Consider the following 18,164-nt stretch of genomic DNA (forward strand, 5'->3'; position numbering starts at 1 on the left):
CCCTAGTCGACGCCCCTAGTCGACGCCCTTGATCCGCCCCACCAGCACCGCCCCCGCCAGCCCGAGCACCGCCGCCACCAGATACAGCGTCCGGTAGCCGCCCAGGTGCGTCACGATCGGTGCGGCGACGGCGGGGGCGGCGACCTGGGGGAGGGCGTTGGCGATGTTGATGACGCCGAGGTCCTTCCCCCGGTCCAGGGCCTTCGGGAGGACGTCCGTCATCAGGGCGAAGTCGACCGACATGAACACCCCGAGCGCCAGGCCCAGCAGGGCCGCCACGACGATCGCACCCGCCCAGGTCTGCCAGACGGCGAGCAGTGCCGTGGCCGCCGCCATCAGCGCACCCGACCACCGTACGAACGGTTTGCGGCGGCCCAGCCGGTCCGACCACACGCCGCCCACCACCACCGTGGCCAGCAGCGTCACGCTGTTCACCGCGGTGAGGATCAGGACGCCCTGCTCCGGGTCGGGGTAGTCGAGCCGGTCCCGCAGGTAGTACAGCAAGTACAGGATCACCAGCGCGTTGCTGAGGTTGATCAGGAACCGGGTCAGCCAGGCCCAGCCGAAGTCCGGGTGGCGGCGCGGGCTCAGCCAGAAGCCGCGGACGAAGGACCGGCCGTCCCATGGCGGGCGGTCCGCCACCGCCAGTCGCAGGTCGGGGTGGCGGAGGACGTACGGCAGCACCCCCGCCACCGTGAACACCGCGCACGCCGCATATCCCGCCGCGATCCCGCCCGCCGCCGTCGCCAGTCCCGTACCGGCGACGGCGCCCAGGATCTGTGCCGCCCCCAACCACCCGCCCACCACACCCCGTTGCGGGCGCGGCACCCGGTCCGGCACCGCCGCCGTCACCGCCGCGAACGAGGCGTTCAGGGTGAGCTGGACCAGGCACCAGCCCAGCGTCATCAGCCACAGCCCGTCCGCTCCCGCGAGCAGCAGCAGGGACAGGGCGCCGCCCGCCGCTCCCGCCACGATCCACGGCGTCCGGCGGCCCCGGCTCGCGGTGGTGCGGTCCGACAGAGCGCCGAAGAACGGGTTCGCGGCCAGGGACACCACCGCGCCCACGCCGGTCACCCACGCCAGCAGCGTCTCCTTCGACATGCCGGTGCCGGGCGCGAAGTCCTCCGCCTGCCGGGCCAGCAGAATCTGCAGCGGGCCGTACCAGCCCACCCAGATCGCCACGTTGGCCAGTGACAGCGCGGCCGTCCAGCCCCGGCCGACCCGTTCGACGGGCTCGTCCAGGGCTGCCGACGGCGTCGTCACCTCTGGGCCCGCAGCAGGGACCGGAACCAGGCGTAGGAGTCCTTCTTCGTCCTCGCCTGCGTCGTGAAGTCCACGTGCACCAGGCCGAACCGCTGGGCGTATCCCTCGGCCCACTCGAAGTTGTCCAGCAACGACCACACGAAGTACCCGCGGACGTCGACCCCGGCCTCCACCGCCCGGTGCAGGGCCCGCACATGGCCGTCCAGGTAGTCGATCCTGGCGCGGTCGTGGACACCCCCGTACGAGCAGCCGTTCTCGGTGATGACCACCGGCGGCAGCCGGTCGCCGTAGCGCTCGTGGAAGGTCGTGAGGAGCTCCGTCAGGCCCTCCGGGACCACCGGCCAGCCGAAGTCCGTGACCGGGACGTCCTCGATCTCCTGGACGGAGAAGGGGAGTTCGGCCGGGATCGTCAGCCCGCCGAACTCGATGTCGGCGCCCTGCGGGGCGCCCACCCGGGTCGGCGCGTAGTAGTTGACGCCGTAGAAGTCGAGCGGCTCGGAGATGGTCTTCAGGTCCGCCGCCACGTCGCCCGGCATCAACTCGCCCAGCCCGTCCGGGTATTCGCCCAGCAGGATGGGCTCGGCGAACAGGCGGTTGAGCAGCAGGTCGTAGAACGCCGCCGCCTCCAGGTCCGGCTGCTCCTGCGAGGCGGGCCAGGTCGGGCCGTGCGAGTTGGCGATGCCGACGTCCGTGGCACCGGACGCGCGCAGCGCCTGGACGCCCAGACCGTGGGCGAGGAGCAGATGGTGGGCGACCGGGAGCGCGTCGAACATCAGCCGCTTGCCGGGGGCGTGGGCGCCCAGCGCATGGCCGAACAGGGTGTGTTCGGCGGGCTCGTTGATCGTGATCCACTTCGTCACCCGGTCGCCGAGCCGCTCGGCGACGACCTGGACGTACTCGGCGTAGCGGGACGCGGTGTCCCGCTCCAGCCAGTCCAGCGCTACCGGCAGGTCCCAGTGGAAGAGGGTCGGGACCGGGCGGACGCCCGCCGCGCAGAGTTCGTCGACCAGCCGGTCGTAGAAGTCCAGTCCGCCCTCCGCGCGCACCCGAGGCCAGGAGATCGAGAAGCGGTACGCGTCCACGCCCAGGTCGGCGAGGAGCGCCACGTCCTCGCGGTAGCGGTGGTAGTGGTCGCAGGCCGTCTCCGCCGTCGAGCCGTCCTTCACCCGGCCCGGCTCGGCCGTGAACGCGTCCCACACGGAGGGCTCGCGCAGGTCCGCCGCGCCCTCGATCTGATGGGCCGAGGTCGAGACGCCCCACAGGAAGTCGGCCGGGAACGTCGGTATCGCGTTGGTCGCCATGGGCGGGATCATCCTTACCGCCGGTAAGGGAAGTCAACGCCCCAGCGTGAACTGCCCGTTACGCTCCTTCCTTGAGCACCCGCGAGATCAGCCCACGCTGCTCCTCGGTGAGCCGGGGGTCGGCCGCGTAGACCGTCCTCCCGTCCACCGTGATCTCGTAGCTGAACCCGTCGGGGACCCCGACGGGCGGGGTGTGCCGCCCGTCGGCGATCGCCTTCTCGGCCAGGGCTCGCCATTCGTGTGCGTCGGGCCGCCCCGAGGTGTCCACCTCGGCGCTGCGCTCGATGCCCGCGAATCCGCCCGTGCGCCTCACTCGAATACGCATGGGACCGTGTGTAGTACGGAATTACGCCGTGCGCACCCCGACCTGCTCCCATGCCTTCAGTACGGCCTGAAGCTCCTCGCCCTCCTGGTAGCGGGCCTTGGCCGCCGCCACCGTCAGGGTCGCGAAGTCCGTGAACAGGGCGTCCTTCTTCAGCTCGCCGCCGGTCAGGACGTCGTACCAGATCTGTCCCGCCCGCTCCCAGGCGTGGCCGCCGAGGGTGGTGGCGGCGATGTAGAAGGCGTGGTTGGGGATGCCGGAGTTGATGTGGACGCCGCCGTTGTCGCGGCCGGTGCGGACGTAGTCGTCCATGGTCGCGGGCTGCGGGTCCTTGCCGAGGACGTCGTCGTCGTACGCCGTGCCCGGCTCCTTCATGGAGCGCAGGGCCTTGCCCGTGACGCGCGGGGCGAGCAGGCCGGCGCCGATCAGCCAGTCGGCCTCGGCGGCGGTCTGGCCGAGCGTGTACTGCTTGATGAGGGAGCCGAAGACATCGGACATCGACTCGTTGAGCGCGCCGGGCTGGCCGAAGTAGGTCAGGTTGGCGGTGTACTGCGTGACTCCGTGGGTGAGCTCGTGGCCGATGACGTCGATCGGGATGGTGAAGTCGAGGAAGATCTCCCCGTCCCCGTCGCCGAACACCATCTGCTCGCCGTTCCAGAAGGCGTTGTTGTAGTCCCGGTCGTAGTGGACCGTCGCGTCCAGCGGGAGGCCGCCCCCGTCGATCGAGTCGCGCTCGTAGGCCTTCAGGTAGAGCTCGAAGGTGGCGCCGAGGCCCGCGTAGGCGCGGTTGACCGTGGCGTCCTTGCCGGGTTCCGAGCCCTCGGCGCGGACCTTCTTCCCGGGCAGCTCGGTGCGGTGTTTGGCGTCGTAGAGGGTGCGGTGCGGCTTTCCGGCCTCCGCGCCGAGCGGCGCGGCGACGGAGGGGGCGCCGACGACCGTGGTCAGCCGGCGGTGGGTGCGCTCGAAGGCGTCGCGCTCCAGGGTCCTGCGCGCGGGATCGGCGAGCGCGGGGTCCTCGTGCTGCGCGAGCTTGTCGAGGACGTGGGGCGGTACGACGGTGCAGAAGACGGGCTCGAAGCCCCCGTTGGTCTTCGTCATGCCCGGCACCCTTGCACTGTGTTATGCCGGTGTCACTACCCGCAACCATGATTGGTGAAATATGCGGACAGGAGGGCGCACGCTCCGTGACGAAGTGGTATGACGAAGTGGCGTGGCGCACTTTTTGTCCGGTTCCCTGTTATTCGTCCCCCGGGTCCCGCATGCTGATACAGCGCCCCGCATCCGAACCGGCTCGGCTAGCATGCTTCGCATCATGCGTTTCGGGCTGCTTCTTCTTAGCTGCCGCGGCGAGGGCCTGTAGTCCAGGTCGACTCCCTCCCCGCGGAGCTTGGCGTTGCGTCGTCGGCCGTCCTTCCGGACACCCTGAGGAGCCCCCGCATCATGGCGAACCGCCAGCAGCCCAGCACCATGCCGATCCACAAGTACGGCCAGTACGAGCAGGTCGACATCGCGGACCGCACGTGGCCGAACAACCGGATCACCACCGCCCCCCGCTGGCTCTCCACCGACCTGCGTGACGGCAACCAGGCCCTGATCGACCCCATGTCGCCCGAGCGCAAGCGCCGGATGTTCGACCAGCTGGTCAAGATGGGCTACAAGGAGATCGAGGTCGGCTTCCCGGCCTCGGGCCAGACGGACTTCGACTTCGTCCGCTCGATCATCGAGGAGCCGGGCGCGATCCCGGACGACGTCACCATCTCCGTACTGACCCAGGCCCGCGAGGACCTGATCGAGCGGACCGTGGAGTCCCTGAAGGGCGCCAAGCGGGCCACCGTCCACCTGTACAACGCCACCGCCCCCGTCTTCCGCCGGGTGGTGTTCCGCGGCTCCAAGGACGACATCAAGCAGATCGCCGTCGACGGCACCCGCCTGGTCATGGAGTACGCGGAGAAGCTGCTGGGCCCGGAGACCGAGTTCGGCTACCAGTACAGCCCCGAGATCTTCACCGACACCGAGCTGGACTTCGCCCTGGAGGTCTGCGAGGCGGTCATGGACGTCTACCAGCCGGGCCCGGGCCGCGAGATCATCCTCAACCTGCCCGCCACGGTGGAGCGTTCGACGCCGTCCACGCACGCGGACCGCTTCGAGTGGATGAGCCGCAACCTCTCCCGCCGCGAGCACGTGGTCATCTCCGTCCACCCGCACAACGACCGCGGTACGGCGGTGGCGGCGGCCGAGCTGGCGCTGATGGCCGGCGCCGACCGCGTCGAGGGCTGTCTGTTCGGCCAGGGCGAGCGCACCGGCAACGTCGACCTGGTCACCCTGGGTATGAACCTGTTCTCCCAGGGCGTCGACCCGCAGATCGACTTCTCCGACATCGACGAGATCCGTCGTACGTGGGAGTACTGCAACCAGATGGAGGTCCACCCCCGCCACCCGTACGTGGGCGACCTGGTCTACACGTCCTTCTCCGGCTCCCACCAGGACGCCATCAAGAAGGGCTTCGACGCGATGGAGGCCGACGCGGCGGCGAAGGGGGTCACGGTCGACGACATCGAGTGGGCCGTGCCGTACCTGCCGATCGACCCCAAGGATGTCGGCCGCTCCTACGAGGCCGTCATCCGTGTCAACTCGCAGTCCGGCAAGGGCGGTATCGCGTACGTCCTGAAGAACGACCACAAGCTGGACCTGCCGCGCCGGATGCAGATCGAGTTCTCCAAGCTCATCCAGGCCAAGACCGACGCCGAGGGCGGCGAGGTCACCGGCGGCGACATCTGGAACGTCTTCCAGGACGAGTACCTGCCGAACCCCGAGAACCCGTGGGGCCGTATCCAGGTCAAGAACGGGCAGTCGACCACCGACACGGACGGCGTGGACACGCTGAAGGTGGAGGCCACGGTCGATGGTGTCGACACCGTGCTGACCGGTACCGGCAACGGTCCGATCTCGGCCTTCTTCGACGCGCTGGCCAAGGTCGACATCGATGCGCGGCTGCTGGACTACCAGGAGCACACGATGAGCGAGGGCGCGTCGGCGCAGGCCGCGTCGTACATCGAATGTGCGATCGACGGCAAGGTTCTGTGGGGGATCGGGATCGATGCGAACACGACGCGTGCGTCGCTGAAGGCGGTTGTGTCTGCTGTTAACAGGGCTGCGCGCTAAGAGGGGGCCGCGCGGGGTTGTGTTTCGACTGCGGGTTCGTTGTGGCTGGTCGCGCAGTTCCCCGCGCCCCTGAAAAGCCTTCCCCGCGCCGTCCGCTATGAGGTCCCGTCCGCTGTTTCTTCGCGGGCGGGGCCCGGTCGTTTCCGGCCATCTCTCTGTGCAGGTCACGGAAAGGTCTCGTCCAGGGTGCTGACTGGGCCTCCCTGATGTGGCTAACATCACGCCAGCGCGGCGATGTTGCCGTGCGGTTACGCGGAGGTGTGACGTGCTGCCAGGACGGGGACGAAACGACCGTGCCGCCAGGCCTGCGCGCATGCTGGGCACGCGTACCGCGTGGACGCCCGTGGGCGACGGGGAGTTCTTCTGCCCGGGATGCGGCGGGGACCGCAACTACCAGCGGCTGACCGGGCGCCGCCGCTTCACCCTCCTCGGGGTTCCGGTCCTGCCGCGCGGCGAGACCGGGCCGGTCGTCGAATGCGCCGCCTGTCGCCGCCACTTCGGCACCGACGTCCTCGACCATCCGACCACCACCCGCTTCTCCGCGATGCTCCGCGACGCCGTCCACACCGTCGCCCTCGCGGTTCTCGCCGCGGGCGGCACCTGTTCGCGTGCGGCGCTGGAGGCGGCCGCCTGCGCGGTCCGCGCCGCCGGGTTCGACGACTGCACGGAGGACCAGCTGGGCGCGCTGGTGGAGGCGCTGGCCGCCGACACCGGGCGGGTCTTCGGCGAGCCCTGCGGGGCCGGGCTGGCGATAGAGCTGCACGAGGCGCTCGATCCGCTGGCGCCGCACCTCGCGCCGGCCGGGCGGGAGTCCGTTCTGCTCCAGGGCGCGCGGATCGCGCTCGCCGACGGGCCCTACACCCCGGCCGAGCGGGACGCGCTGGCCACGGTGGGCGCCGCCCTCACCATCTGCGCGGACGACGTCACACGGCTGCTGGCGGCGGCGCGGACACCGTCGTAAGACACTCCCGTTACTCCCCGGGGAGTAACCGCGGCCGTATACCGCCCTCCGGAGTAACCGCCAACTCGCCCTTGCGCGCGACGATTCGGCCGTTCCGCGCCGGGAGTCTGGACTCGACCCAGACACCCGACCGGAGGGAGGCCCGTCGATGGGGGCCGCAAGGACATCTTCACCGCGACGGCGTGCCGTGCCCTGGGTGCTGCTCGGGCTCTGGATCGCCGTGCTGGCGTTCGCCTCGCCGTTCGCCGCCAAGCTCGCCGACGTCCAGCGGGACCGGGCCGTCGACTATCTGCCCGGCAGCGCCGACTCCACGCAGGTCGCCAGGATCCAGGACCGGCTGCCCGGCGGCGAGGCCACCGAGATGGTCGTCGTCTATCACCGTGCCGGTGGGCTGACCGCGGCCGACAAGGCGACCGCCGCCGCGCAGATCGAGCGGATCGCCGGCGCGCACCAGCTCACCGCCCGGCCGCAGGGCGTGCCCTCCAAGGACGGCACCACCCTGATGTACCCGGTGGCGAGCACCGAGCCGGGCACCGACGAGAAGGCGCGCGACGCCCTCGTCAACGACGTACGGGACATCGCGCACGACGACGGCGGGATGAGCGTCGACGTGGGCGGCGCGGGAGCCCTGCAGACCGACGCCGCCGAGGTGTACAACGCGCTCGGCGGGCCGCTGCTCTACACCACGGCCGGGGTCGTCGCGCTGCTGCTGATCCTGATCTACCGCAGCCCGGTCCTGTGGCTGGTGCCGCTCGCCGTCGCGGGCCTCGCCGACTATCTGTCGATGGCCGTGGCCTACGGCCTCCACCAGTGGTTCGGCACCGCCGTGACCGGCGCCGGCTCCGGCATCATGACCATCCTCGTGTTCGGCGCGGGCACCGACTACGCGCTGCTGCTCGTCTCCCGCTACCGCGAGGAGCTACGGCGCTTCGAGCGGCCGTACGACGCGATGGTCGCCGCGCTCAAGGGCTGCGGCCCCGCGGTACTGGCCTCGTCCGGCACGGTCGCCGCGGGACTGCTCTGCCTGCTCGCCGCCGACCTCAACTCCAGCCGCGGTATGGGCCCGCTCGGCACGGTCGGCATCCTGTGCGCGCTGGCCGCCATGCTGACCCTGCTGCCCGCCCTCCTCGTGCTGCTCGGCCGCCGCGTCTTCTGGCCGCTCGTGCCGCGCTACGGCAGCACCCCCAAGGCCCGCCGGTCCCTGTTCGCCGCGATGGGCAGCTCGGCCGGACGCCGCCCCCTGACCGTCCTCGCCGCCGGCGCGGTCCTGCTCGGCGCGCTGGCGCTCGGGACGCTGAACCTGCCCGGCGCCCTCAAGCAGGAGGACTCCTTCACCACCACGCCCGACGCGGTCGCCGCCATGGAGACGCTGGCCCGTGCCTACCCCGAGCAGGGCACCCAGCCGCTCACCGTCCTCGCCCCCACCGACCGCGCCGACGCCGTGCTGGGCGAGGTCCGGGACACCCCCGGCGTCGCCGCGGCGGAGCGCGGGCGCAGCGGGGACGGCTGGACGGAGATCTCGGTCGTCGCCACCTCCGCCCCCCAGTCGGCGGGCGAGACGGCGACCATCGAGGCACTGCGCGACCGCCTCGACGACGCGCTGGTCGGCGGAGCCAGCGCCCAGCAGCTCGACCTCGCGGACACCAACGCCCGCGACCGCATGATCGTCGTACCGCTCGTCCTCGTCTCCGTCCTGCTGATCCTGATCGTGCTGCTGCGGTCGGTGGTCGCGCCGCTGCTCCTGGTCGGCGCCGTGGTCGCGGTCTGGGGCGCGGCCCTCGGTATCGGCGGACTCGTCTTCGGCCCGGTGTTCGGCTTCGAGGGCACGGACCCGGGGCTCGGTCTGCTCTCCTTCGTCTTCCTGGTGGCCCTCGGCGTCGACTACGGCATCTTCCTGATGCACCGGATGCGGGAGGAGTCCCTCCAGGGCACGGAACCAGTGGCGGCGGCCCTGACCGCGCTGCGGACGACGGGCGGCGTCATCGCCTCGGCGGGACTGGTCCTCGCGGCGACCTTCGCGGTGCTCACCAACATGCCGCTGGTCAGCCTCGTCGAACTCGGCTTCGTCATCGCGGTCGGCGTCCTGCTCGACACCTTCCTGGTCCGCACCTACCTCGTCACCAGCGCCGCCGTCGCGCTGCGCCGCACGGTGTGGTGGCCGGGCGCCCTGTCCCGCGAGCCCGAGACGCCGACCCCACCGAGGGAACCGGAGCCCGTGGCGGTGGTGACGCACTGAACGGCACCGACCGGCGCCCCTCCTCTCCCGGAGGGGCGCCGTTCCGGCGGAGGATGAGCCCCATGCATCTCACCACAGCCCCGGTGCGGCCACGCCTGGGCGAACGCGTCGTGGCGGCGCTCACCCGCGACCCCGGCACCGCGCCGCACGCCACCCGCAACGACGCGGTGCTGGCGGCCGTGCTCGCCGCCCTCGCCACGGTCCTCGCGGCCTTCACCGACACCCTCCGCCACCCGGACGCCCTGGGCTGGACGCTCCTCCTCGCCGCCCATGTGCCGCTGGTGTGGCGCCGGCGGCGACCGCTGCTCGTGCTCGCCGCGGTCGTGGTGCTCGTCATCCCGTACCACGCCCTCGACAACAACCACGGCGCGCCCGTGCCCGCCTCGCTCGTCGCCCTGTACACGGTCACCGTCACCCAGCGCCCCACCCGCTCGATCCTGGTCGGCGCCGCGGGCCTCGCCCTCTCCGTGACCGTGATGTTCACCTTCGGCGACCACAAACAGGTCGGCGACCTGGTGCGCACCTACGGCTGGGTGCTCGCCGTCCTCTTCATCGGCATCGACGTCCGCTACTACCGCCAGTACGTCGCCTCCCTCGTCGAACGCGCCGAACGGGCCGAACGCACCCGCGAGGAGGAGGCGCGGCGCCGGGTCGCCGAGGAACGCCTGCGGATCGCCCGCGACCTGCACGACCTGCTGGCCCACAGCATCACGCTGATCGGCGTGCAGACCTCGGTCGCCGCGCATGTCCTGGCCGCCGACCCCGAACGCCTGGACCGGGAGACGGTGGCGAAGGCGCTGGAGGACATCGCGGACACCTGCCGCTCCGCGCGGGGCGAACTGCGCACGACGCTGGAGGTGCTGCGCGAACAGGGCGCCACCGTGGAGGTACGCGGACCGCTGCCGGGCCTGGACGGCGTCCCCGACCTGCTGGAGGCGGCCCGGTTGGCGGGAGCCAGGGTCCTGGAGACCCTGCGGGTCGACGAGACGCCCCCACCCGCGGTGGGCGCGGCGGCCTACCGCATCGTGCAGGAGGCGCTGACGAACGCGGTACGGCACGCCGGGCCGGAGCCCGCGATACGGGTGTCGCTGTACGAGGAGCAGGGCGCCCTGCGGGTGTCGGTGAGCGACGACGGCAGGACGGCGGACGTCGGCTCGGCGGGCGCCGGCTTCGGGCTGATCGGGATGCGGGAACGGGCCCGCAGCGTGGGTGGCACACTCGACGCCGGGCCGCGGACGGAGGGCGGCTTCGAGGTGACGGCGGTGCTGCCGCTCAGGGGTGCTCTGGAGGGGGCCGGATGACGATCCGCGTACTGCTGGCGGACGACCAGACGCTCGTACGGGCCGCGTTCGCGATGCTCGTCGAGTCGGCGGGGGACATGGAGGTCGTGGGCGAGGCGGGCACCGGCCGGGAGGCGGTGGAACGGGCCCGGGACTCCCGCGCGGACCTGATCGTGATGGACATCCGGATGCCCGACCTGGACGGCATCGAGGCGACCCGGCTGATCGCGGCGGACCCCGACCTGACCGGGGTGAAGGTGCTGGTCCTCACGACGTACGACACGGACGAGAACATCGTGGAGGCGCTGAGGGCGGGGGCGTCGGGGTTCCTGGTGAAGGACACGAGACCGGCGGAGATGCTGGAGGCGATCCGGACGGTGGCGGCGGGGGAGTCCCTGCTGTCGCCCGGGCCGACGGCCCGGTTGATCGCACGGCTGCTGCGAAGCCCGGGCGTGGTGCGGACCGTTGTCGCGGAGGCCGGCCCCGACTCCCTGTCCGAGCGGGAGCGGGAGGTGCTGACGCTGGTGGGGCGGGGGCTCAACAACACGGAGATCGGAGACGCGTTGGGGCTGAGCCCGCTGACTGCGAAGACCCATGTCAGCCGGATCATGGGGAAGTTGGGGGCCAGGGATCGGGCACAGTTGGTGATCGTGGCGTACGAGTCCGGGATGGTTACACCCGGGGGTGTGTAGCCGTGGGTGACGGGGAGAGGTCCCCTACAGCAACCCCGCCCCCGCCAAAAACTCCCCCACCTTCCCCACCTCCCCCTCCGACAACCCCACCTGAGGCTCAGCGGTCACCGGGCACGCGATAACCCCCCGCAGATACAGCGCCGCCTTGAACGCCCCCAGCGCCGCCGAAGAGCCCCCCATCCGCCCGGGGTCCCCGACCCTCACCATCCCGAACAGCCGGCACAACCGCTCCTGTTCGAGCCGGGCCGCGCTCCAGTCGCCCGCCTTGCACAGCTGATAGAGCCGGACGTAACCCTCCGGGTCGACGTTCGCCAACCCCGGCACCGCCCCGTGTGCCCCCGCCGCCAGTGCCGAGTCGACGAACAGCTCGGAACCTGTGAGGGCCGAGAAGCCCGCGAGGTCGGCGCGGGCGCGCGCGCCCCGCAGGACGTCACGGAACGCCGCCAGGTCGCCGCTGGAGTCCTTCAGGCCCGCCAGCACCCCCTCCGCCGCCAGCTCCAGCACCACGTCCGCCGGCAGTTTCGTGTGGACGCCGCTCGGGAGGTCGTACGCGATGACCGGGACCTCGCTCGCCGCCGCGAGGAGGCGGTAGTGGCGGGTGATCTCGGCCGGGTGGGTGCGGGTGTAGAACGGGGCCGTCGCCACCACCGCGTCCGCTCCCGCCGCCGTCACCGCCCGGACATGTTCCAGGACCCTCGGCGTCGTCATGTCGATCACCCCGGCCAGTACCGGCAGCCGTCCGCCCACATGGTCTGCGACCGCCCGGACCACCAACTCCCGCTGTCTGTCCGTGAGATACGCCGCCTCCGACGACGTACCGAGCACGAACAGCCCGTGCACCCCCGCCGAGAGCAGATGGTCGACCAGGCTGAGCAGCGACGGGACGTCCACCTCGCCGTCCGGCGTCAGCGGGGTGCACACGGGTGGTACGACTCCGGTCAGCGGGGCGGGGACGGTCATGGAGGCTCCCTGTCGTCGGTCCTACGCGGAAGATCTTCCCCTTTCCGCGAACTCGACCCGCCGAGGCGAAGGACGTGATGCGCTGTGGGCGCGGAGCTGAGGAAGGCGGAGGGGCGTGGGAGGGGCTGTGTGGGGCGAGGGCGACAGTGGGGTACTGCGGTTGCCGTCCGGCAGGCTGGTGAGGGGGCGGGGTCTGCGGCATCCCCTGCCATCGGGTGCGCCGGTCCCCTCGTACGGTCTCTATCTGCTCGGGCACCGGCCCCCGCCCGTCGCCTGGGAGTCGCGCTGGCTGCGCTGGCCCGACTTCCGGCTGCCCGCCGATCGCGCGGACGCCCGCGACGCGCTCGCCGAGGTGTGGGAGCGGGCCGCGGGCGAGCGTGTCGAGGTCGCGTGCGGAGGCGGACGCGGGCGTACGGGGACGGCGCTGGCGTGTCTGGCCGTACTGGACGGCGTACCGCCCGACGAGGCCGTCGCGTACGTCCGCGCGCACTACCACCGGGGTGCGGTGGAGACGCCGTGGCAGCGGCGTTATGTGCGGCGGTTCACGGCTGCCCGGTGAGGGTCCGCGCCAGCAGGGCCGCGGTGTCGCGGATCAGCGCGTCGTCCCGGGCGGCGTCCTGCGCGGGCAGGGTCGTCAGGACGGCCAGCAGGAGCGGGGTGCCGTCCTCGGTCCAGGCGATGCCCACGTTGTTGTTGGTGCCGTAGGAACCGCCGCCCGTCTTGTCGGCGACCGTCCAGGTGGGCGGGAGACCGGCGCGCAGGCGGGTGCCGCTCGTGGTGTTGCCGCGCAGCCAGCGGGTGAGCAGGGCACGGTCCGGGCGGTCCAGGGCGTGGCCGAGGACCAGTCGGCCGTACGTCCGGCCGATCGCGTACGGGCTCGTCGTGTCCGTGATCCGCCAGGGCTCGGCCGAGTTGAGTTCCGTCTCCCAGCGGTCCAGGCGGGTCACCCGGTCGCCGAGGGAGCGGGCGAAGCGGGTGATGGCGGTGGGGCCGCCGAGTTCGCGCAGGAGGAGGTTGCCGGCGCCGTTGTCGCTGAACGTGATGGCCACCTCGGCGAGTTCGGCGACCGTCATGCCGTCGGCGAGATGCTCCCGCGTCTTGTCGGAACCCTCCTTCGGCAGGTCGGCGTCCGTGTAGTGGATACGGCGGGACAGGAACTCGCCGTCGCGGTCCAGGTCGCGCAGGACGGCGGCGGACGCGAGCGTCTTGAACAGCGAGCACATCGGGAAGAGTTCGCCGGCGCGGTGACGGACGGTCCTGCCGGTGGCGATGTTGCGGGCGAACACCCCCAGGCGGGCGCCGTGTTGAGTTTCCAGCTCACGCAGCCCCGGGTGCGTGGAGGCGTGCGCGGGCGCGCTCGTCATGAGGGCGGTGGTAGTGGCAGCGGCTGCGGTCAGAAGGGTTCGGCGGGCTAAGATCGCGCTCTCCTTCGGTCGGTGGGTGGTGACGATCTCCGTAGTGATCGACGCCGTACGTCATTCCTTGGTTGCGGGGGCGTAGACCTTCGGGGGACGGCGGTGCGGGCGGGGGCTCGGCACAGTGGCCGTATGGAGATGACCGGGAAGGCCAAGGGGATCAGCCGGGCGCGGTTCCTCACGGGGGTGGCGGGGGTGGCGGTGCTGCCCGCGGGGGCGGCGTCGGCGACCGGACGGGCGGCGCCCCGCAAGGGACTCGCCCGTCGCGGTGTCGTCTACACCGTCGGTGCGGGGGAGACGCCGGCCACGGCCTGGAGCGCCGCCCGGATGCGCGGGGACCTCCGGGTGATCCGCGACGACCTGCACGCGAACACCGTCGACGTCACCGGCGACGGCGTCGGACGCCTCACCGCCACCGCCGCCGAGGCCGCCGAACTCGGGCTGCACATCTGGCTTCAGCCGACCCTCGGTGATGTGCCGGAGCGGGACATCCTCGAACACCTCGCGGAGACGGGCCGGTTCGCGGAGCGGCTGCGGCGGCAGGGTGCGAGCGTCGAGCTCAGTGTGGGCTGCGAGTTCTGGCTGTTCGTGCCCGGGATCCTCCCCGGGGACACGGTCTTCGAGCGCATCGAGAACCTCCAGAGCGGCAACCTCGACTGGGCCGGAATGCAGCGCCGCCTCGCCCGCTTCACCGCGAAGGCGGCGGCGCTCGGCCGCAGGGTCTTCCACGGCCGCCTCAGTTACGCGTCCGCTCCCGAGATCGACCAGGTCGACTGGGGCCTCTTCGACGTCGTGGGCGTCGACTACTACTCGTACTTCCCCCGACGCTCCGACTACGTACGGGAGTTGAGGAAGTACCTGCGCCACGGCAAGCCCCTCGTCATCACCGAGTTCGGCACCTGCGCCTACGTCGGCGCCCCCGAGGCGGGCGGTATGGGCTGGGACATCGTCGACCACGGCAAGAACCCCGAGGAGATCAAGGACCCGATCCCGGTCCGCAGCGAACGCGTCCAAGCCGCCTACCTCGCCGACCTGTTGGACGTCTTCGCGTCGATGGACCTCTACGGGGCGATGGTCTTCGAGTTCCTCACCGCCGACGCCCCGCACCGCCCCGGCGACCCGCGCCACGACCTCGACCTGGCGAGCTACGGCATCACCAAGGCGGTCCAGAACCGCCCCGGTGACCCGGACTCGGGCTGGCACCGGGAGCCGAAGGAGGCGTTCCATGCCGTGGCCCGGGCCTATGGCAGGGCGTGTCAGCGGCAGTAGAGGTCGGTGGCGGGACGTTCGCCGGTGGCCAGGAAGCGGGACACCGCCGCGTCACCGCACGCGTTGCCGTTGTCGAGATAGGCGTCATGGCCCGTCGAGTTCACGGTCACCATGACGGCTCGCCGGCCGAGGGCCTCGCGGAGCTTGAGGGCGCCGCTCAGGGGGGTGGCGACGTCCCGTTCGTTCTGCACGAGGAGGATGTTGGACGGCCCTCGGTCGGTGATCCGCACCGGCGGTTCCTGGGGCGCGTAGGGCCAGGCGGCGCAGACCATGGCGTTGCGGGGCATACCGGCGGTGAGCGGGTACTTGGCCCGGCTCTCGGCAACGTCCTTCTGGTAGGCGGCCGTTGAGGTCGTCCAGGCCACGTCGTTGCAGAGCGTCCCGGCGCCGACCGCGGCCACGTTCTGGAGCACGGCGTCGGGTGGCGAGGCCGGCGCCGGCGGCAGCGTGCCGCTCTCGGCGGCCAGCATCAACTGGGCGAGGGCGGGGAAGTCGTCGGGGTCGTAGAGGGTGTCCAGCATGGTCTGCCGCAGTACGTTGCCGTTCAGCTCCTCGGGGTTGGCGCCGGGCCACGGGATCGGCTCCCGGTCGAGCCGCTCGGCCAGCCGCAGGAACAGCGGCCGTACCTCGGCGGCGGTCTCCGCGAGCCGGTACGGATTTCCGTCCTCCGACGCCCACTTGGCGAACTCGGGGAAGGTGTCCTCGACGCCCTGCTCGTGTCCGGCGAGCCAGGCGCGCGAGACCCGCGTCGGGTCCGGGTTGTCATTGCTGTCCAGCACGAACCGGTCCGTGCGCGCGGGGAACAACTGGGCGTAGACCGAGCCGACATACGTCCCGTACGACACTCCCCACGCGGAGATCCGCCGCTCGCCCAGCGCGGCCCGCAGCCGGTCGAGGTCGCGGGCCTCGTTGCGGGTGCTGAGGTGCTTGAGCAGTTCGCCCCCGTTGGCCGCGCAGGCGTCCGCCATCCGCCGGGCGGTGACCAGGGCGTCGTCGACGGAACCGTCGGCGGCGGGCCAGGGCCGCAGCCGGGAGAGCGCGAGGTCCTCGTGCGCCAGCTCGCAGTCGACGGAGGTGGAGGGCGCGAGGCCACGGGGTGCGAAGCCGATGAGGTCGTAGGCGTCCCGGACGTCCTGCGGCAGCTTCTGCCCTTTCCTGGAGGGGTCGTTGAGGCTCGACCCGCCGGGCCCGCCCGGGATGAGGAAGAGTGCCCCGCGCCGGGCGGCCGGGTTCTCGCTCACGATCCTGGAGACGGCGATCTCGATCGTCGGGCCGCCGGGATCGGCGTAGTCCATGGGCACGTCGAGCGTGGCGCACTGCTGGCGCGGGTCGAGCCCGCTGCCCGTGCACGGCCCCCAGTCGAGGGCGGAGACGGGCGCGGCCGAGGCGGTGAGGGGCGTCAGCACCCCGAAGACGATCCCGGAGGCGGCGGCGATCAGGGCGAGGCTCTTGGTCAGCTGCTTCATGCCCCTGAGCCTCGCGGATCTTCCCGACCCGCCCCATCCGGCCAACTGCCTTGTCGGTCGGGGGGTTTACCCCACCGGGTCCAGTAAGGGGCGGCGCGCGCACCCCGTGACGGGAGCAACCAGAGAGTCTAGAAGCAACACCCCGCCGCCCACGCACAAAGCGTGAAACTCGACGGGGCGGGGGAACCACACGACGTGAAGACCCCCGTCGGCAGCTACGTCGTGGACACCCGCACCGGAAGGCTGGGCATCGTCATGGGACACGAAGGGCCCTACCTCCAGCTCAGACCCTACGGCGGCGGCAAGGAATGGGACGTCGCCCCCGACGCCGTACGCCACGCGACCCCCGCCGAGCGGCTCAGCGCGGCGACCGCGTACGCCAACGCGCGCAGCCGGGGCGAGGTGCCTTGACGCCGTTGTCGTAAGGTGCGGGTCCCATGGGCCTGTGGAGCATACGGAAATGGACGAAGCCGAGGGCGACGAGCCGCCACCGCATTCCGCTCACCGCGCACCAGCTGTGGATGGTGTCGCTGAGCGCGCCCGTGAGCAGAGACCGGGACGCCTCCCGCGGCACGCTCTACCCGTTCACCCGGATCGACGACGAGCGGGCCCGCGACTGGCTCGCCGAGCAGTGGGGCATCACCACCCGCGATCAGCTGGCCGGCCGCCTCGACGAGCTGCACCGCAGCGGCTACCGGGCGCGTGCCGCACAGCGCTACGGCGTCTCGCCGCTCGCCTGGGACGCCGCCCTGTACGTCGACATCTCCCGGCGCGGCTTCGGCTGCGGGCTGATCACCGAGGCCGAGGCATGGACCGCCCTGAAGAACATCGTGCCCTCGGTGGTGTCGGCGTACGGCTCCTGGCGCGAGTACGCCGACCACTATCTGCTGGGCCGGCAGGTGTGGCGCGACGACCTGAGGGCCGACGGGGACACCGACCTGCCCGCCCCGCAGGCCACCGCCGACGCCCATCTGCGCGCCCTCCTCGACCCCGCCAACCGCTCCAGCCCGTGGAACCAGGCCCCCTGGACCACCATCAGCCACCCCGACCGGGCCCGCTGACCCCTCGACGTACGGGACAATGACCCTATGAGCCTTTTCCGGGACGACGGCATCGTCCTGCGGACGCAGAAGCTCGGAGAAGCGGACCGCATCATCACCCTCCTCACCCGGGGCCACGGGCGCGTGCGGGCCGTCGCGCGCGGCGTGCGGCGGACCAAGTCCAAGTTCGGGGCGCGGCTCGAACCCTTCTCCCATGTCGACGTGCAGTTCTTCGCGCGGGGGAGCGAGCTGATCGGGCGGGGGCTGCCGCTGTGCACGCAGAGCGAGACCATCGCCGCCTACGGCAGCGGGATCGTCTGCGACTACGCCCGCTACACCGCGGGGACCGCGATGCTGGAGACCGCCGAGCGGTTCACCGACCATGAGGGCGAGCCCGCCGTACAGCAGTATCTGCTGCTCGTCGGGGCGCTGCGGACCCTCGCCAACGGGGAGCACGCCCCGCACCTCGTCCTCGACGCCTTCCTGCTGCGCTCCCTCGCCGTCAACGGCTACGCCCCCAGTTTCGGCGACTGCGCCAAGTGCGGCCTTCCCGGGCCGAACCGGTTCTTCTCGGTCGGCGCCGGCGGCTCCGTCTGCGTGGACTGCCGCGTGCCGGGCAGCGTCGTACCCTCTCCACAGACCCTGGAACTCCTGGGCGCGCTGCTTACGGGAGACTGGGGCACGGCCGACGCGTGTGAACCGCGGTACGTGCGGGAGGGCAGCGGACTCGTCTCCGCTTATCTGCACTGGCATCTGGAACGCGGGCTGCGCTCGCTGCGTTACGTAGAGAAGTAAGC

17 protein-coding genes are annotated in these 18,164 nt (G+C 71.7%); 10 read left to right on the forward strand and 7 right to left on the reverse strand.

The annotated features are described in order from the left end of the window. Window positions 1-15 precede the first annotated feature (15 nt). Genes OG885_RS30380 through OG885_RS30395 form a run of 4 tightly spaced genes read right to left on the reverse strand, consistent with a single transcriptional unit; the run spans window position 16 to window position 3,984 of the window. On the reverse strand, window positions 16-1,263 hold the full coding sequence (locus OG885_RS30380; protein ID WP_405737409.1) for an MFS transporter: 1,248 nt from the start codon (window positions 1,261-1,263) through the stop codon (window positions 16-18). Further along, window positions 1,260-2,576 carry a GH1 family beta-glucosidase gene (locus OG885_RS30385; RefSeq protein ID WP_405737411.1) on the reverse strand — a complete coding sequence of 439 codons (1,317 nt, stop codon included), beginning with the start codon at window positions 2,574-2,576 and terminating at the stop codon, window positions 1,260-1,262. The genes OG885_RS30380 and OG885_RS30385 overlap by 4 nt, the downstream gene beginning before the upstream one ends. 46 nt (window positions 2,577-2,622) lie before the next feature. Beyond that, window positions 2,623-2,889: a protealysin inhibitor emfourin gene (locus OG885_RS30390; protein WP_405737413.1), complete on the reverse strand. Its 267-nt coding sequence runs from the start codon at window positions 2,887-2,889 to the stop codon at window positions 2,623-2,625. 21 nt (window positions 2,890-2,910) lie between these two features. Further along, a complete protein-coding gene (locus OG885_RS30395; protein WP_405737415.1) occupies window positions 2,911-3,984 on the reverse strand; it encodes a M4 family metallopeptidase in 1,074 nt (357 codons plus the stop codon). 342 nt (window positions 3,985-4,326) lie between these two features. Between OG885_RS30395 and leuA the strand changes: the two genes are divergently transcribed. From leuA to OG885_RS30420, 5 genes are all read left to right on the forward strand, one after another. Continuing rightward, the gene (leuA, locus tag OG885_RS30400; protein ID WP_405737417.1) at window positions 4,327-6,048 is read left to right on the forward strand and encodes a 2-isopropylmalate synthase; all 1,722 of its coding nucleotides are present in this window, start codon (window positions 4,327-4,329) and stop codon (window positions 6,046-6,048) included. Between the two features lie 265 nt (window positions 6,049-6,313). Then, complete coding sequence (locus OG885_RS30405) at window positions 6,314-7,009, forward strand: TerB family tellurite resistance protein (protein ID WP_405737419.1); 696 nt, start codon at window positions 6,314-6,316, stop codon at window positions 7,007-7,009. Window positions 7,010-7,157: 148 nt separating this feature from the next. Beyond that, window positions 7,158-9,245 carry an MMPL family transporter gene (locus OG885_RS30410; protein ID WP_405737421.1) on the forward strand — a complete coding sequence of 696 codons (2,088 nt, stop codon included), beginning with the start codon at window positions 7,158-7,160 and terminating at the stop codon, window positions 9,243-9,245. 53 nt (window positions 9,246-9,298) lie between these two features. After that, the gene (locus OG885_RS30415) at window positions 9,299-10,546 is read left to right on the forward strand and encodes a sensor histidine kinase (RefSeq protein WP_405737423.1); all 1,248 of its coding nucleotides are present in this window, start codon (window positions 9,299-9,301) and stop codon (window positions 10,544-10,546) included. Then, the gene (locus OG885_RS30420) at window positions 10,543-11,217 is read left to right on the forward strand and encodes a response regulator (RefSeq protein WP_405737425.1); all 675 of its coding nucleotides are present in this window, start codon (window positions 10,543-10,545) and stop codon (window positions 11,215-11,217) included. Before OG885_RS30415 ends, OG885_RS30420 begins: the two co-directional genes overlap by 4 nt. Before the next feature lie 24 nt (window positions 11,218-11,241). Here the strand turns inward: OG885_RS30420 and OG885_RS30425 are convergent, their stop codons facing one another. Continuing rightward, on the reverse strand, window positions 11,242-12,177 hold the full coding sequence (locus tag OG885_RS30425; protein ID WP_405737427.1) for a dihydrodipicolinate synthase family protein: 936 nt from the start codon (window positions 12,175-12,177) through the stop codon (window positions 11,242-11,244). Window positions 12,178-12,292: 115 nt separating this feature from the next. On the opposite strand from OG885_RS30425, the gene OG885_RS30430 reads away from it, so the two are divergent. Then, window positions 12,293-12,736 (forward strand): protein phosphatase, encoded by a 444-nt coding sequence (locus tag OG885_RS30430; protein ID WP_405737429.1) that lies wholly within the window; start codon window positions 12,293-12,295, stop codon window positions 12,734-12,736. On the opposite strand, the gene bla is transcribed toward OG885_RS30430, so the two are convergent. Next, a complete protein-coding gene (gene bla / locus OG885_RS30435; protein ID WP_405737431.1) occupies window positions 12,720-13,541 on the reverse strand; it encodes a class A beta-lactamase in 822 nt (273 codons plus the stop codon). The two genes, OG885_RS30430 and bla, sit on opposite strands and share 17 nt — an antisense overlap. Before the next feature lie 183 nt (window positions 13,542-13,724). Here bla and OG885_RS30440 point away from each other — a divergent pair, with 183 nt between their 5' ends. Further along, complete coding sequence (locus tag OG885_RS30440) at window positions 13,725-14,861, forward strand: abortive phage infection protein (RefSeq protein ID WP_405737433.1); 1,137 nt, start codon at window positions 13,725-13,727, stop codon at window positions 14,859-14,861. On the opposite strand, the gene OG885_RS30445 is transcribed toward OG885_RS30440, so the two are convergent. Further along, window positions 14,849-16,327 carry an alpha/beta hydrolase gene (locus OG885_RS30445; protein WP_405737435.1) on the reverse strand — a complete coding sequence of 493 codons (1,479 nt, stop codon included), beginning with the start codon at window positions 16,325-16,327 and terminating at the stop codon, window positions 14,849-14,851. The two genes, OG885_RS30440 and OG885_RS30445, sit on opposite strands and share 13 nt — an antisense overlap. Before the next feature lie 195 nt (window positions 16,328-16,522). Here OG885_RS30445 and OG885_RS30450 point away from each other — a divergent pair, with 195 nt between their 5' ends. The 3 genes from OG885_RS30450 to recO are packed head-to-tail and all read left to right on the forward strand — an operon-like array spanning window position 16,523 to window position 18,162. Continuing rightward, on the forward strand, window positions 16,523-16,738 hold the full coding sequence (locus OG885_RS30450; protein ID WP_399956023.1) for a hypothetical protein: 216 nt from the start codon (window positions 16,523-16,525) through the stop codon (window positions 16,736-16,738). A gap of 26 nt (window positions 16,739-16,764) precedes the next feature. After that, window positions 16,765-17,388: a DUF1266 domain-containing protein gene (locus tag OG885_RS30455; protein ID WP_405737437.1), complete on the forward strand. Its 624-nt coding sequence runs from the start codon at window positions 16,765-16,767 to the stop codon at window positions 17,386-17,388. A 27-nt stretch (window positions 17,389-17,415) separates the two neighbouring features. Then, entirely contained in the window at window positions 17,416-18,162 is a 747-nt protein-coding gene (gene recO / locus OG885_RS30460; protein WP_405737439.1) for a DNA repair protein RecO, read from the forward strand. Window positions 18,163-18,164 lie beyond the last annotated feature (2 nt).

The sequence above is a fragment of the Streptomyces sp. NBC_00028 genome (assembly GCF_045041065.1).
In the GTDB taxonomy this organism is placed as follows: domain Bacteria; phylum Actinomycetota; class Actinomycetes; order Streptomycetales; family Streptomycetaceae; genus Streptomyces.